This window comes from Thermoactinomyces sp. CICC 10521, from assembly GCF_016055135.1.
GTDB lineage: Bacteria > Bacillota > Bacilli > Thermoactinomycetales > Thermoactinomycetaceae > Thermoactinomyces_A > Thermoactinomyces_A daqus.
In genome coordinates this window covers 93,532-108,029 of sequence record NZ_JAECVZ010000005.1, presented here as the reverse complement: position 1 = coordinate 108,029, position 14,498 = coordinate 93,532, and the positions used below count along the sequence as shown (strand labels likewise).

Sequence of the window (14,498 nt, the reverse complement as noted above, 5' to 3'; positions counted from 1 at the left end):
TTCCATCCTGAGGAGGGGAAGTCATGGCACGAAACAAAGTGGAAATATGCGGCGTAGACACTTCGAAACTCCCTGTTCTCAAAAACCAGGAGATGCGAGTGCTGTTTGGGGAGCTTCAGGCGGGGGATTTGACCGCTCGTGAAAAACTCGTGAATGGAAATTTGCGACTGGTTCTCAGTGTGATCCAGCGTTTTAATAATCGCGGAGAATGCGTGGATGATCTTTTTCAAGTGGGCTGCATCGGATTGATGAAAGCGATTGACAACTTTGACCTCAGTCAAAACGTGAAATTTTCTACTTATGCCGTGCCGATGATTATAGGGGAAATACGGCGGTATCTGAGGGATAACAACCCCATTCGCGTATCCCGTTCACTGCGGGACATCGCTTATAAAGCACTGCAAGTCAGGGACCAATTGACAAACCGCTATTCCCGGGAACCTACGATCCTGGAGATCTCCGAAGCTCTCAACGTGCAAAAAGAAGATGTCGTGTTTGCCCTGGATGCCATTCAGGACCCTGTCTCGCTGTTTGAACCTGTTTATCAGGATGGAGGCGATCCGATTTTTGTGATGGATCAATTAAGTGACGATAAAACCAAAGACGTCCAATGGCTCGAAGAGATTGCGCTGAAAGAAGCGATGGCAAAACTGAATAACCGGGAAAAAATGATTTTGTCCATGCGCTTTTTCGAAGGAAAGACACAGATGGAGGTGGCCGAGGAGATCGGGATCTCCCAAGCCCAGGTCTCCCGTCTGGAAAAAGCGGCAATCCATCAGATGAACAAATTTATCAATTAATGTGAACAAATGATATGAGGCCCAATCCGACGGCGATTGGGTTTTATTTTTTGGCTTTTTTCGGGCTGTACATTTTGTCGGACTTCGTCATATACATAAGATAAACAATCTGAGTAAACGGGGGCGGCTATATGAAAATCTCGGAGTTGCAGGCGAAAGATGTGGTGAATATCGCAGACGGAAGAAAACTGGGGCAAATTTATGATTTGGAACTGGATTTACGGCAGGGAACCATTCGCGCGCTGGTTGTACCGGGTGAAAGCAAATGGTTTGGCTTTGTCAGCAGCGGACAGGAATGGGTGATACCTTGGAGACAGATCGTCAAGATCGGCTCCGATGTGATATTGGTGCGGCTGGATGGCCGGGAACGCGATCCCTATTACGCCCAACTGCCGCAGGAAAGCTGAAGGAGCGGGACTGAAGAGGAAGTATTTGTCCATATGCAAAGATATGATAATATGATACGAAGGAGGGAGTGTATGGAACCATTCAAATACCAGGATTTTGCCGCGATCCCTTGTTTTACACTGGAAGAGTGGGAAAAAGAGTTTCCGCATCTCGTGGTTGGATTCAGTGCCAGGAGAAAAGGGGAAGATCCGGACTGTCGCAATTATGCACTCCATGTCGGGGAGCGTCCGGAGCTGACGGTGCAAAATCGTCGCCAATTGGCCGAAATGCTGGGAATGCCCTTTGCCGCGTGGACTTGCGCGGAGCAGGTGCACGGGGTGGAAGTGGTTCATGTGACGGGAGAAGATCGCGGCAAAGGCAACACCACGCGCGAATCTGCTTTTGAAAATACAGACGGAATGCTGACGAAGGAAACAGACGTGCTGCTTACCGCTTTTTTTGCCGATTGCGTTCCTCTTTATTTCTACAGCCCGGAATTGGACATGGTGGGGGTTGCCCACGCGGGATGGAAGGGAACGGTCGGGAAGATCGGGACAAAAGTGATCGATCTGCTTGCCCAAGCGGGGGCGGACCGCGGCAACATTCGCGTGGCTATCGGTCCTTCGATCGGTCCTTGCTGCTATGAAGTGGATGACCGTGTTTATGAGCCACTCGAGCGGGCGATCGCCGATCCCCTCGCCCTGAAACGGGTTGCCGTGAGCCACATCCCCGGCAAGTGGCAGCTTGATTTGCGTAAAGCCAATGCGGAGTTGCTGAAACAAGCCGGAGTGAAACCGGAGCATATTTCTGTGACCAAATGGTGTACAAGCTGTGACAGAGATTATTTTTACTCTCACCGACGCGACCGTGGAAAAACGGGAAGAATGGTGGCATGGATTGGAAAGAAGGAAAGGAGATCCTGATGGACGAATTTGCTAATCGTTGGGAAAATGTGCAGAAAAGGATACAGCAGGCTTGCCACCGAGTCGGCCGGAACCCGAAGGAAATAAACGTCGTGGCAGTGACCAAATATGTGGATCTTGAGACAACAAAGCGTGCCCTTGATTTGGGATTATCGCACATCGGAGAGAACAAGGTTCAGGATGCGTTGCCGAAAATGGAGGCCATCGGAGACAGGGGCGTTTGGCATTTCATCGGCCGCCTGCAACGCAACAAGGTCAAAGACGTGATCGGACGGTTTCGTTATTTGCATTCCCTTGACCGGCCTTCACTGGCCGAAGAGCTTGACCGCCGCATCCGTTCGCGCCAGTGCGAACCGCTCCGTTGCTTCATTCAAGTGAATGTTTCCGGCGAAACATCAAAATCGGGAATTTCACCACAGGAATTAGAAGAATTTGCGCTCCACGTGGCGAATTATTCTACTATCGATGTGGTCGGGCTGATGACGATGGCGCCGATCGCGGAACATCCGGAAGAAGTGCGTCCTGTTTTTCGCGAGCTGAAACGTTTGCAAGAAAAAATACAACGGTTGAACCAGCCCCGTTTACAGATTCCACATTTGTCTATGGGCATGTCTCAAGATTTTGATATTGCCATTGAAGAAGGGGCGACATGGATTCGGTTGGGATCCGTGTTAGTTGGAAGAGGCAAACGGGGATGGAAGCCTTAAGGAGGCGATCTCCCATGACTTTCATGGATCGGATTATGGGTTTTTTTGGTGTGACCGACGAGGATCTGTATGAAGAGGAGACGAAGGAGCAAGACGAATCAGCTCCTTCCGTGCAAAAGGGACGGAGCAACATCGTTTCCTTGCATACACAAAAGAATATTCGCCTGGTTCTGTTTGAACCGAAGACATACGAAGAGTCTCCGGAAATCGCCGATCACCTGAAAAGCCATCGCCCGGTCGTTGTCAATCTCCAGCTGGTACGGCGGGATCAAGGGATCCGCATTATCGATTTTCTGAGCGGAACTGTTTATGCGCTGGGGGGGAATATCCAAAAATTGGGCAATAATATTTTTATATGCACCCCGGCCAATGTTGACATTCAAGGAACGATCACGGATTTCTTAAGAGAAGACGAGGCAAAAGATTTGAGGTGACCGTGTACACATGATACTTTCAATTTTAAATTGGGCATTTGAGATCTATTACATCCTGATTATTATCTACGTGTTCCTGTCTTGGGTGCCAAACCTGCAAGGGTCACCGGTAGGGATCTTGCTCCAGCGGATTGTGGAGCCCTATCTGTCGGTATTTCGCCGGTTTATTCCGCCGATCGGCATGATCGATATTTCACCAATCGTGGCCTTATTTGCTTTGCATTTTGTCCAAATGGGGATTTATGCGATTTTGGGATGGGTGGGTCTCATTTGAAACAGGCACATGAGAACATCCTGATGCATTTCCGCCCGGATGAGCGCCCGTTTGTCCTGCGCTGCCTCGATTGGGCCGAGCGGGCTTCAAACAGAAACCAGATGGTGTTGACGCCGTTTTTGGATCCGCGTGAGCAGACGATTCTTGAGACGATCGTGCGGCGCCACCCCGATCTGGTTTTCTTTGCGGATGGAGGGGCAGCAGACAGCGAGCGACGTCGCGCGGTGATCGCTCCGGATTATTATGCCCCGGATGAGCATATGAGTGGCCTGGCGTTTTTTCGGCTGGAATCTGCCAGCGGCAAACGCCTGGAGCACCCGGATGTTTTGGGAGCCCTTCTCGGTCTGGGAATCAAACGGGAAAAAACGGGAGATATTTATCCGCACGCGGATGGAGCGGATATTGTGGTGGCGGAAGAGATGGCGGAGTATGTCCGGATGCATGTTGGACAGGTAGGGCGGGAACGTGTTAACATAATAAAGATTTCTCGCGAAGAATTGACTCCGCCCGAACAAGCGTACGCGGTTCGTTCCATTTCGGTCGCTTCTTTGCGAGTCGACGCGGTCGTTGCGGAAAGTTGCCGGATCTCCAGAACGAAGGCATCGCTATTGGTGAAGAATGGAAAATGTAAGGTAAATTGGAAGTTGGTGGATCAACCTGATTATCCTGTGGAAGCAGGCGATCTCCTGTCAGTAAGAGGAATTGGACGCATACGTGTAGAAAGTATTGACGGAACAAGCAAAAAAGGAAGATTTTGGATTAAAATCGTATCTTTTATTTGAATGATATCCAAGCTTATGGCAATCTGGCAGGATATCTGGTAATATTGTCGAATAGGAAAGAATGCAATTTATCTAGGAGGTGCGGACGATGCCGCTTACACCTTACGATATACACAATAAAGAGTTTAAAAGATCTTTCCGCGGTTATGATGTAGATGAAGTAAATGATTTTCTTGATCAAATTATTAAAGACTTTGAACTCTTGACCCGCGAAAAATTGGAACTGGAGCAACAGGTAGAGGAGTTGCAGGCGGAGATCGAACGGTTGATGGAAGGCGAATCGATGTTCCAAACCGGACCGCAGCAAGCGCAACAACAGCAGACACCACCTCCGGCCCCACCGCAACCGCAACCGGTGCAACGATATCCGGAACCGATGCCGCAGTTGCAACCGTCCACGGCTGCTCTCACATCGATGGAGCAGAGCATTCACAAGTCGATTCGCGTTGCGCAGGAAGTGGCCGAAGAAGTGCGCTTGAACGCGAAAAAAGAAGCCGAGCTCATCGTGCAGGAAGCCGAGAAGAATGCCGATCGCATCATCAACGAAGCATTGCAGAAAGCGCGTGCGATCCACAGCGAGCTGCTTGATCTCAAGCAAAAAGCGACCGTTTATCGGGCACGTTTCCGCACCTTGGTGCAATCTCATCTGGACATACTGGAAAACTCCGATTGGGAGTCCTTGGAAGAATTGGAGAACGGCTTGGAAGAGCAAGGAAAGCAATTGGAGCAATATGCTGAACATACCCAGCCCAACGACTTGCTGATGGATCAGTCGACTCAGGAATATCAAGATTTCAGCGATGCGCTCAATAACGCGATGGATGACACGGCCATGATGGACGAGGTTGCTGCGACTTCTTCCTATTATGAGGATGAAGAGGAACCGCGTCGCGAATTGCGCAGAACTTCCCGTAAATTTAAGAAAAAAGCGATGTTCTGACGGGCCCCCGATCGTTCTGAAACATAGTTTCAAAATTGAGTCTGGTAATGGTAAGGAAAGGGAAGAGTAGATAGGGAAACTCGAGTACAGCGAATTAGGGATGGTGTAAGCCTAATCCGAGTTCTATCGAAAATCACCCTGGAACTGTCACCTGAAATTGGAGTAAGGTCGACCGCGTCATCTACGTTACGGATGGTTAAGAGGTTTTGCTGTCCTTTTTGCGGCGGCATAAACCAGTAGGGTGGTACCGCGGGAAACCTTCTCGTCCCTAAGTGGATGCAGAAGGTTTTTTTATTTTTCCCAATAAAGGAGTGAAGTTGAAGATGGCTGATTACAGCAAAACATTAAACCTTCCCAAAACAGATTTTCCCATGCGGGGAAATTTGCCGAAAAGAGAGCCGGAAGTGCAAAAATGGTGGGAAGAAATCGACATCTACGGCCAGGTTCTGGCCAAGAGAAAGGGAAATCCAAAATTTATCCTGCATGATGGCCCTCCTTACGCCAATGGCGACATTCACATCGGACACGCGCTGAATAAAACATTGAAAGATTTCATCGTTCGCTACAAATCGCTGAAGGGTTATTTCGCCCCTTATGTTCCAGGATGGGATACCCACGGTCTGCCGATTGAGCACGCCATTGTGTCGAAAAAGAAAGTGGACCGGAAAAATGTAGACCCGGTGCAATTCCGCGAGATGTGTAAAGATTATGCGCTTTCGTTTATAGAAAAGCAAAAAGCGCAATTCAAGCGGCTCGGTGTGCGCGGGGATTGGGATCATCCATATATCACCCTGCTTCCCGAGTATGAAGCAGCGCAGATTCGCGTATTTGGAAAAATGGTGGAGAAGGGGCATATTTACCGTGGGATGAAATCCGTTTATTGGTCCCCTTCGTCGGAAACTGCTCTGGCAGAGGCGGAAATCGAATATTACGACAAGCGCTCTGCATCGATTTATGTCACTTTCCCGGTGGAAAACGGCAATGGAGTTTTACCGGAACAAGATACCTATGTGGTGATCTGGACCACAACACCTTGGACGATTCCGGCCAATCTGGCAATCGCGCTCAATGAAGATTTCGATTACAGCCTTGTCCAGGCTGGTGAGCGCAAGCTGCTCATGGCCAAAGAGCTGGTCGATTCGGTTATGAAGACGGCGGAGATCGACAGTTATGAAACGATTGCCACCTACAAAGGAAAGGACCTGAACGGAGTGATTTGCCGCCATCCGTTCTATGACCGGAAAAGCCCGATCATCTTCGGTGACCATGTCACCCTCGATGCCGGGACAGGATGTGTGCATACGGCACCAGGCCATGGGGAAGAGGACTTCTATCTCGGGCAAAAGTATCAGTTGGGTGTCCTCTGCCCGGTCGACGGCAAGGGTAAAATGACTGCCGGAGCTCCCGGGTTTGAAGGGCTGTTTTACGAAGATGCCAACAAGGAAGTGACGAAAAAACTGGAAGAAGTCGGGTGTCTGCTCAAGCTCACCTTTATCACGCACCAATATCCGCATGACTGGCGCACGAAAAAACCGGTCATTTTCCGGGCCACAGAGCAATGGTTCGCTTCGATTGACGGCTTCCGCGATGAGATGCTGGAAGAAATCAAAAACGTAAAATGGACGCCGTCATGGGGTGAAATACGGATTCACAACATGATTGCTGACCGGGGAGACTGGTGTATTTCGCGTCAGCGCATCTGGGGAGTGCCGCTGCCGATCTTTTATTGCGAAGAATGCGGGCATCCGCACATCAACGGCGAGACGATCGATTTTATTGCCGACCTTTTTGCCAAGGAAGGCTCGTCCGCATGGTATGCCAAAGAAGTGCACGAGTTGATGCCGGCAAACCAAAGCTGTTCCGAATGCGGGAGCAACCGTTTCCGCAAAGAGACAGATACGATGGATGTTTGGTTTGACTCCGGCAGCAGCCATATCGCCGTACTGGAGCAAAGGGAGGAACTGGCCTGGCCGGCTGATCTGTATCTTGAAGGGTCTGACCAATACCGCGGCTGGTTTAACTCATCCCTCTCCACCTCGGTTGCCACGAAAGGGCAGGCTCCGTATAAAGGCGTTTTGAGCCACGGGTTTACGATGGACGGCGAAGGGCGCAAAATGTCCAAATCCCTTGGTAATGTGATCGAACCGGCCAAGGTGATTAATCAATACGGGGCGGATATCCTGCGCCTTTGGGTTGCTTCCTCCGATTATCAGGCGGATCAGCGTTTGTCTGATGGGATTTTAAAGCAAATCGCCGAGGTTTATCGCAAACTGCGGAATACCTTCCGCTTCCTGCTCGGAAACCTGAATGGGTTTGATCCGGCAAAAGATCGTGTGCCGCTGGCGGAGTTGACTGAATTGGATCGGTTTGCCCTGATCAAATTGAACCGTTTGGTCGGCCGTATCAATCAAGCGTACGACGATTACGATTTTCACCAGGTTTATTATGACATCCATCATTTCTGCAACGTCTTTTTAAGCCAATTCTATCTGGATGTCCTAAAAGACCGGCTATATGTTCTGCTGCCTGATTCTCCTGTTCGTCGGTCGGCGCAAACCGTCCTGTATGAAATGCTGGTTACCTTGAACAAAATGCTGAATCCGATCATTCCCCACACTTCCGAGGAAGTTTGGCGACATACTCCGGGCGTTGAGGAAATCAGCGTTCAGTTAACGGATTTCCCTGAAGTGGAAGTTTCTGTTTTCGATGATGAACTGGAACAAAAGTGGGATCAATTGCTGCATGTTCGCGATGTCGTCCTCAAATCGCTCGAAGAAGCGCGTGCAGCCAAATTGATCGGCAACTCCCTCGGGGCGTCGGTGGAACTGACTCCGTCGGAAAAAACGTATCAATTTCTTTCCAGTGTCGATGAGCTGGAACAGGTGTTCATCGTTTCCGACGTAAAATTGAATCCTCCGTCGCATGAGGTGACGGAAGAGCAGAAAGTGCACGTGATTGTCCGTGTGGCGGAAGGGGAAAAATGCGAACGCTGTTGGGTGGTTTCCCCGAGCGTCGGCAAGAACGAAGACCATCCGACCTTGTGTAACCGCTGCGCCTCAATTCTGCGAGAAGCCCATTTTGATGTCGAGATCAATTAAACAAAACAAAAGGCCTGGCGAATCAAAAACGCCAGGCTTTTTTTATGGGATCGCCGCCCAACCGTATTTCCGCGGCGATGTTTCTATTCGGTCAAAATGCGTTGATTTGGTTTCAGCCATTGCGAGGCGATGGTAAGAACGAGAATAATGGCCAGGTAAACAATGGTGTTGATCAGATTTTTGGGAGACAGCAGGACAAAAATCATAATGGCTGCCAGGACGATTAGGGTGATGCCGGTGGTAAAAGGGAAGAAAGAGAGCCGAAAATCCGGCGTTCGTTCATATTTTCCCCGCAGTTTCAAATGGGAAAGACAGATGAGAATCCAAGTGAGTATCACAGTGTATCCGGGAATCCCCATCAGATACTGAAAGACGCTTTCGGGAGCGATGAAGGCCACCAGCGATCCCAAAAAGAGACAGACCGAGCTTGCCGCCAGGGCGTAGATGGGAACACCTCTTTTTCCCAAACGGGTAAAAAAGGCGGGTGCTTCTTTTTCGCCGGCCAGTGAATACAACATGCGGGTCGTCGCATACATCCCGGAATTGGCAGCGGATATGACCGCGGTCAGCAAAATGAAGTTCATGATGTTGGCTACTCCTTTTAAGCCGACGGCGGACAATACTTCGACAAACGGGCTTCCGCTGCTCTTTACCTGATCCCAGGGGATGAGGCCCGTAATGATCAGAAGGGGAAGCACGTAAAAGAGACAGATGCGCAAAATCACTCCTTTAATCACGCGGGGGAGCGTTTTTTTTGCGTCCTTCATTTCGGTGATGGTCAAGCCGATCATTTCCGTTCCGCCATAGGAGAAAATGACGATCAGCAATGAGGAAAGCACTCCTTGCCAACCCAATGGGAAAAAGCCGCCATGCACACGGTAGTTGGTCAGTCCGGGCGCCTGGGCCGACGGGATGATGCCAAACAGCAAAAGCGCCCCGAGGATGACAAATACGATTAAGGTAACGATTTTCACGCTGGTCAGCCAGTATTCGATTTCGCCAAACAAGCGGACGCTGAAAAGGTTGATCGCGATGATCACCAGCGTCACGATCAGACTGAGCAGCCAGACCGGGACGGAAAACCAATATTGCAAAAAGGTTCCGGCCGTAACGATCTCGACGGCCATCACCAACACCCATTGAATAAAATAAAGCCAGCCCAAAATAAAGGAAACACGAGTGCCAAACGCTTTATGAACAAGACCGCGCAAATCTGTTCCGGCAAATCCCAATGCCATTTCGGCCATGGCGCTCATGACGATATAGAGCAGGATACCGGCGAGCGCATAAGAAAAGATCACCCCGGGCCCGGCGGCAGAAATGGTTTCTGCACTTCCCTGAAAGATTCCTGCTCCGATCGCGCCTCCCAAGGCCATCATTTGTACGTGGCGCGGGAGCAGCTGTTTTTGTAAATGGTCGCTCATTTTTTCCCCCCACTTTTTTCTTTATTACCCAAAAGCATAACAGCGCTGAAGTATTTTTGGAAGATGAACAAAAAAAGCAAATGAATTCGCAATAATATAATTAACGATTTTAATGCCTGTTCCCATTTACTTTTACCTGCTTTTGCACATGAAATGCGGGAAAGAGGACAGCCTAGGAAAATAAAGAGGTTTTGTTGAAATCCAGAGGAAGTTTGGAGGAAACGGGCATGAATGAAAGCCAGCTGCAACAGCTTAAAAGCCAGTTGATCAAAGAGAAGGAAGAAATTGTCCGGCGGTTGAGCCGGAATGACAATTATGGCATGGAAGTGTCGATGAACAATTCCGTCGGGGAATTGTCGGGCTATGATAACCATCCGGCCGACCTGGGGACAGAAATGTTTGAGCGCGGAAAGGACCTTGCGCTGAATGAAGCGGATGAACGCCATTTGCAGGATATTGAGGCTGCGCTGGAACGGATGGAAACGGGCCAATACGGCATTTGCAAGAAATGCGGCAGGGAGATTCCGTTTGAGCGCCTGGAGGCGGTTCCGGTCACGGAATATTGTGTGGAGCACAATCCGCAGCAACATTCCTCGATGCGCAGGCCGGTTGAAGAGAAAGTTCTTAACCGGATTCAGATGAACAACGATCACAGCGAATCCAACTTTTATGATGGGGAAGATGCTTGGCAGGAAGTGGAGCAATACGGAACGTCCAATCCCCCGGATTTTTTTGCCAGCGGCCGAAATTACAACGAATTGACAGTGGATCACGATGAACAGAGGGGATATATCGATCTGTTGGAAGGCTTTTCAATTACGGATCAGTCCGGCAATGACAGCGGCATCACCGAGATTACCCACAATCAGTCTTATGAGCAGAAGGACAAGGAAGAATCCTTGGAGGAAAGAGATGCAGACTTTACCGGATGACCGGATGCGAGGCTTCGCGTTGCCTTGTTTGACCAGGCTTGACTGTGCTACAATCGGAGAGAAATAATGTGGAGATGCTCTACGGTGGGAGACAGGAGGAAGGCATTTGAGATATTTGATAACGGCATTTTCCATTTTGTTATTGGATCAGTGGACGAAATGGTTGGTCGTTCACAACATGTCTTTATATGAATCGATCCCGGTGATTAACAATTTCTTCTATATTACTTCCCATCGCAATCGCGGCGCGGCATTTGGGATTCTTCAGAACAAGCAGTGGTTGTTTATTCTGATTACGGTCGTCGTGATTGCGTTTGTTCTCTACTATCTCTGGCAGCTGAAACATGACCGTCCGATGATGTCCTATGCCTTTTCCCTCATCTTGGGCGGAGCGTTTGGCAACCTGATCGATCGGGTGGAAAACGGGGAAGTCGTCGATTTTTTGCATTTCCAGTTCGGGTCTTATCAGTTTCCCATTTTTAACTGTGCCGATTCGGCTATTGTGGTGGGTGTGATTGCACTAGTGATTATCACCTTGATCAGTCCCGCGGCCCAGAACAACAATGAGTTGACCAAGGCGGGGGACTCATGATGACGGAACAAAGCGGGCAAATGGAACATTATGAATGGAACCTTCCGGATGAAGAAGCAGGTGAGCGTCTGGATAAATGGATTTCATCTTTGAATGAAGAATGGACACGAACCAGGGTACAGGGATGGATTGAGGAAGGACGGGTACGGGTCAATAATCGAACCCGCAAGGGAAATTACCGGCTTAAGGCGGGGGACAGAGTGGAATTGGATGTCCCGCCGGTGGCAGAACTGGAAGTCGCACCGGAAGCGATCCCGCTCGATATTCGCTACGAAGATCAGGACGTGATCGTCGTTAATAAGCCACGGGGAATGGTGGTGCATCCCGGTGCGGGAAATACTGCAGGCACACTGGTCAATGCCCTGCTTTACCATTGTAAGGGAGAGTTGTCCGGCATCGGAGGCGTGGCGAGACCGGGAATAGTGCACCGCATTGATAAAGATACTTCCGGTCTGATTATGGTCGCCAAAACCGATCTTGCGCATCAGTCATTGGTAGCCCAGTTGAAGGAGCATTCGGTGGAACGGGCTTATACGGCGATTGTTCACGGGGTGATCCCGCATGATCACGGAACGATTGATGCCCCGATCGGCAGAGATCCGGCGAACCGGCAACGGATGGCGGTTGTCCACCAAAACAGCAAACATGCGGTTACCCATTTTACCGTACTCCGGCGATTTCGCGATGCCAGTGTGGTCGAATGCCGTCTGGAAACGGGAAGAACCCATCAGATTCGGGTTCATATGAAGTATATCGGCTATCCGCTGATCGGCGATCCGGTCTACGGCCTGAAGAAAAATTCCTATGCCATCAGCGGGCAGGCTTTGCACGCGCGAATCATCGGTTTTACCCACCCTCGCACCGGCGAACGCATTCGTTTGGAAGCGGAGTTGCCCGAGGATATGCAAAAACTGCTCGAGCGCCTGGCCGCAAAATCGTAATAAGCATTGACAATTTCCATCTGCTGATGCATAATACTCCTTGAGCATATTGGACCTTTAAATCCAGTCCAGAGAGGCTGGCAAGGGCACGGAAGTGATATAGGATTTGCATGTCCGCGGGAGGAGTATGCCCGCGGGTTGGTTACGCTTCTTGTCTGCCCTTGGACAAGAAGTTTTTTTATGGCCGTAAAAAGATGGGAAAAGGGAGGAGCAGGGCATCCGATGAGCAAAGAGAAAATCATTTTGGATGAGGCAGCGATTCGCCGGGCGTTGACCCGGATCGCTCACGAAATTTTGGAGCGAAACAAAGGCGTCGATGATTGCCTCCTGGTCGGGATCAAAACCAGAGGCGTCTTTCTGGCCAAGCGGCTGAGGGAACGCATTTACAGCATCGAAGGAAAAAAAGTTCCGATCGGGGATCTGGATATTACCCTTTACCGGGATGACCTGACGGAGAAGTATGAACATCCGGAAGTGAAGAAAACCGATGTTCCGGATATTAAAGGAAAAAAAGTGATTTTGGTTGATGATGTTCTCTATACAGGCCGAACGGTACGGGCGGCAATGGATGCTCTGGTCGACCTGGGACGGCCGCAGATGATTCAGTTGGCTGTTCTGATCGACAGAGGGCATCGCGAGCTGCCGATTCGTCCGGATTATGTGGGAAAAAACGTCCCCACTTCCAAAAGCGAAATGGTATCGGTTTTTCTTACTGAGGTCGATGAAGGAGAAGATCGCGTCAGCCTGCAAACAAAATAAGAGTTTTCCCTTTTAAGGCGGTCCCGTGAGGCCGGCAAAGGGAACGCGGAATCGTGCTGCGCATGAACGGTGTATCTATCCTGCGTCTCTTTGCCATACGGGTAAAGAGACTTTTTTTATATCAAAAAAAGGGGTGAATGTGAATGAATCGTTTGATTGAAATGGATGTGCATGAAAGGCCGAAATGGCATCGCTGGCTGTTCCTCAGTTTCCAACACTTGTTTGCCATGTTCGGCTCCACGGTGCTGGTTCCGATCCTGACCGGATTAAGCCCGTCCGTGGCCCTGATGTCCAGCGGAATCGGGACCTTGGCTTATCTGATCGTCACCAAAGGCAGAATTCCGGCATATCTCGGATCCTCCTTCGCCTTTATTGTTCCCATTATCTCTGTGTCACAAGGAGGAAAATATCTGGGCAATGCCCTGTTCGGGTGTTTTGTTGTCGGGTTGATGTACGGTGTGGTGGCGCTGATTGTTTACCGGTTCGGGGTGAAATGGCTGGATTCGCTTTTGCCGCCGGTCGTGATCGGGTCAGTCGTAATCGTGATCGGGCTGGCGTTGGCCGGAACAGCCGTCGATATGGCCAGCAAAAAAGATGTGGTCGAAGCCCTGCCGCATACAGCAGCCGGGTGGCAACACTTGGACGGAACGATTAAAAGCATCGATTCGGCAAAAGGTACGGTAACGGTGCATGTGTACTCGCTGAAAAACTTTTCTGTCGCCTTGGCCACACTGGCCATCGCCATAATCGCCAGCCTGTTTTTCCGCGGATTTTTCAGCATCATCCCCATTCTGATCGGAATTTGCGGGGGGTACCTGGTGGCGCTGGCAGCGGGCATGGTCGATTTTTCACCGGTTCATGAGGCCAAATGGTTTCAGCTTCCCCATGTCGTCTCCCCCTCGTTCTCCTGGCATGCGGCCCTGGTTATGCTGCCGGTCACACTGGTTGTCCTGGCAGAGCACATCGGACATCTGCTGGTGCAGGGAGAGTTGATGGGAAGGGATTTGACAAAAAACCCCGGGTTGCATCGTTCCCTTCTGGGAGATGGCCTGGCGACCTGCATCGCATCCCTGATCGGCGGACCGCCGGCGACCACGTACGGGGAAAATATCGGGGTCATGGCCATCACGCGCATTTTCAGCGTGTGGGTGATCGGAGGGGCAGCGGTGCTGGCGATCAGCTTCGGATTCATCGGCAAATTTGCGGCCCTGATCCAAACGATTCCGACTCCGGTCATGGGCGGTGTCTCCATCCTTCTGTTCGGGATTATCGCTTCGGCCGGTTTGCGCATGCTGATCGAACACAAAATTGATTTCAGCGACCGGCGCAATCTGGTGATCGCCGCTGTCATCATGGTGATCGGCGTGGGTGGAGCCTTGCTCCGCTTCAGCGGCATCCATCTGGAATTGGAAGGAATGGCTTTGTCCACCGTGATCGGCATCCTGTTGAATCTGGTTTTGCCCAAGCGGGCAAAGGAAGAGAAGACTGTGGCGGAAGCCGCCTGA

At 50.4% G+C, this 14,498-nt stretch carries 15 protein-coding genes and 1 other annotated feature; of the genes, 14 read left to right on the top strand and 1 reads right to left on the bottom strand.

All coding sequences use genetic code 11. The features are described 5' to 3' along the window. Positions 1–23: 23 nt before the first annotated feature. From sigG to ileS, 9 genes are all read left to right on the top strand, one after another. Positions 24–800 carry an RNA polymerase sporulation sigma factor SigG gene (sigG, locus tag I8U17_RS05675; protein WP_033100251.1) on the top strand — a complete coding sequence of 259 codons (777 nt, stop codon included), beginning with the start codon at positions 24–26 and terminating at the stop codon, positions 798–800. Between the two features lie 131 nt (positions 801–931). Further along, complete coding sequence (locus I8U17_RS05670) at positions 932–1,207, top strand: YlmC/YmxH family sporulation protein (RefSeq protein ID WP_033100252.1); 276 nt, start codon at positions 932–934, stop codon at positions 1,205–1,207. 72 nt (positions 1,208–1,279) lie between these two features. Continuing rightward, positions 1,280–2,110: a peptidoglycan editing factor PgeF gene (pgeF, locus tag I8U17_RS05665; RefSeq protein WP_033100253.1), complete on the top strand. Its 831-nt coding sequence runs from the start codon at positions 1,280–1,282 to the stop codon at positions 2,108–2,110. Then, positions 2,080–2,817: a YggS family pyridoxal phosphate-dependent enzyme gene (locus tag I8U17_RS05660; RefSeq protein WP_232330927.1), complete on the top strand. Its 738-nt coding sequence runs from the start codon at positions 2,080–2,082 to the stop codon at positions 2,815–2,817. The genes pgeF and I8U17_RS05660 overlap by 31 nt, the downstream gene beginning before the upstream one ends. A 14-nt stretch (positions 2,818–2,831) precedes the next feature. Next, the gene (locus I8U17_RS05655; RefSeq protein WP_033100254.1) at positions 2,832–3,251 is read left to right on the top strand and encodes a cell division protein SepF; all 420 of its coding nucleotides are present in this window, start codon (positions 2,832–2,834) and stop codon (positions 3,249–3,251) included. Positions 3,252–3,261: 10 nt separating this feature from the next. Continuing rightward, a complete protein-coding gene (locus tag I8U17_RS05650) occupies positions 3,262–3,525 on the top strand; it encodes a YggT family protein (RefSeq protein ID WP_033100255.1) in 264 nt (87 codons plus the stop codon). Continuing rightward, on the top strand, positions 3,522–4,307 hold the full coding sequence (locus I8U17_RS05645) for a YlmH family RNA-binding protein (RefSeq protein ID WP_198059145.1): 786 nt from the start codon (positions 3,522–3,524) through the stop codon (positions 4,305–4,307). Before I8U17_RS05650 ends, I8U17_RS05645 begins: the two co-directional genes overlap by 4 nt. A gap of 88 nt (positions 4,308–4,395) precedes the next feature. Further along, the gene (locus I8U17_RS18300; protein WP_052154063.1) at positions 4,396–5,247 is read left to right on the top strand and encodes a DivIVA domain-containing protein; all 852 of its coding nucleotides are present in this window, start codon (positions 4,396–4,398) and stop codon (positions 5,245–5,247) included. Between the two features lie 44 nt (positions 5,248–5,291). After that, positions 5,292–5,520 (top strand) — a binding site (T-box leader). 50 nt (positions 5,521–5,570) lie between these two features. Further along, positions 5,571–8,345: an isoleucine--tRNA ligase gene (ileS, locus tag I8U17_RS05635; RefSeq protein WP_198059144.1), complete on the top strand. Its 2,775-nt coding sequence runs from the start codon at positions 5,571–5,573 to the stop codon at positions 8,343–8,345. Positions 8,346–8,428: 83 nt separating this feature from the next. Here ileS and I8U17_RS05630 read toward each other — a convergent pair whose 3' ends face one another. Then, entirely contained in the window at positions 8,429–9,769 is a 1,341-nt protein-coding gene (locus tag I8U17_RS05630) for an amino acid permease (RefSeq protein WP_033100257.1), read from the bottom strand. A 227-nt stretch (positions 9,770–9,996) separates the two neighbouring features. Here I8U17_RS05630 and I8U17_RS05625 point away from each other — a divergent pair, with 227 nt between their 5' ends. From I8U17_RS05625 to uraA, 5 genes are all read left to right on the top strand, one after another. Then, complete coding sequence (locus tag I8U17_RS05625) at positions 9,997–10,701, top strand: TraR/DksA C4-type zinc finger protein (protein ID WP_033100310.1); 705 nt, start codon at positions 9,997–9,999, stop codon at positions 10,699–10,701. A 106-nt stretch (positions 10,702–10,807) separates the two neighbouring features. Continuing rightward, positions 10,808–11,293 carry a signal peptidase II gene (gene lspA / locus I8U17_RS05620; RefSeq protein WP_198059143.1) on the top strand — a complete coding sequence of 162 codons (486 nt, stop codon included), beginning with the start codon at positions 10,808–10,810 and terminating at the stop codon, positions 11,291–11,293. A 20-nt stretch (positions 11,294–11,313) separates the two neighbouring features. Continuing rightward, positions 11,314–12,234, top strand: a complete 921-nt coding sequence (locus I8U17_RS05615; protein WP_198059159.1) for an RluA family pseudouridine synthase — start codon at positions 11,314–11,316, stop codon at positions 12,232–12,234. Between the two features lie 222 nt (positions 12,235–12,456). Next, positions 12,457–12,993: a bifunctional pyr operon transcriptional regulator/uracil phosphoribosyltransferase PyrR gene (pyrR, locus tag I8U17_RS05610; protein WP_033100312.1), complete on the top strand. Its 537-nt coding sequence runs from the start codon at positions 12,457–12,459 to the stop codon at positions 12,991–12,993. A gap of 143 nt (positions 12,994–13,136) precedes the next feature. Next, positions 13,137–14,498 (top strand): uracil permease, encoded by a 1,362-nt coding sequence (gene uraA / locus I8U17_RS05605; protein ID WP_198059142.1) that lies wholly within the window; start codon positions 13,137–13,139, stop codon positions 14,496–14,498.

What these genes read in the sequence shown, in the direction of transcription:
- ileS (WP_198059144.1), top strand. Translation starts at nt 5,571, where the DNA reads ATGGCTGATTACAGCAAAACATTAAACCTTCCCAAAACAGATTTTCCC.
- sigG (WP_033100251.1), top strand. Translation starts at nt 24, where the DNA reads ATGGCACGAAACAAAGTGGAAATATGCGGCGTAGACACTTCGAAACTC.
- I8U17_RS05625 (WP_033100310.1), top strand. Translation starts at nt 9,997, where the DNA reads ATGAATGAAAGCCAGCTGCAACAGCTTAAAAGCCAGTTGATCAAAGAG.
- pgeF (WP_033100253.1), top strand. Translation starts at nt 1,280, where the DNA reads ATGGAACCATTCAAATACCAGGATTTTGCCGCGATCCCTTGTTTTACA.
- I8U17_RS05655 (WP_033100254.1), top strand. Translation starts at nt 2,832, where the DNA reads ATGACTTTCATGGATCGGATTATGGGTTTTTTTGGTGTGACCGACGAG.
- pyrR (WP_033100312.1), top strand. Translation starts at nt 12,457, where the DNA reads ATGAGCAAAGAGAAAATCATTTTGGATGAGGCAGCGATTCGCCGGGCG.
- I8U17_RS05615 (WP_198059159.1), top strand. Translation starts at nt 11,314, where the DNA reads ATGGAACATTATGAATGGAACCTTCCGGATGAAGAAGCAGGTGAGCGT.
- I8U17_RS05630 (WP_033100257.1), bottom strand. Translation starts at nt 9,769, where the DNA reads ATGAGCGACCATTTACAAAAACAGCTGCTCCCGCGCCACGTACAAATG.
- I8U17_RS05670 (WP_033100252.1), top strand. Translation starts at nt 932, where the DNA reads ATGAAAATCTCGGAGTTGCAGGCGAAAGATGTGGTGAATATCGCAGAC.
- uraA (WP_198059142.1), top strand. Translation starts at nt 13,137, where the DNA reads ATGAATCGTTTGATTGAAATGGATGTGCATGAAAGGCCGAAATGGCAT.
- I8U17_RS05660 (WP_232330927.1), top strand. Translation starts at nt 2,080, where the DNA reads ATGGATTGGAAAGAAGGAAAGGAGATCCTGATGGACGAATTTGCTAAT.
- I8U17_RS18300 (WP_052154063.1), top strand. Translation starts at nt 4,396, where the DNA reads ATGCCGCTTACACCTTACGATATACACAATAAAGAGTTTAAAAGATCT.
- I8U17_RS05650 (WP_033100255.1), top strand. Translation starts at nt 3,262, where the DNA reads ATGATACTTTCAATTTTAAATTGGGCATTTGAGATCTATTACATCCTG.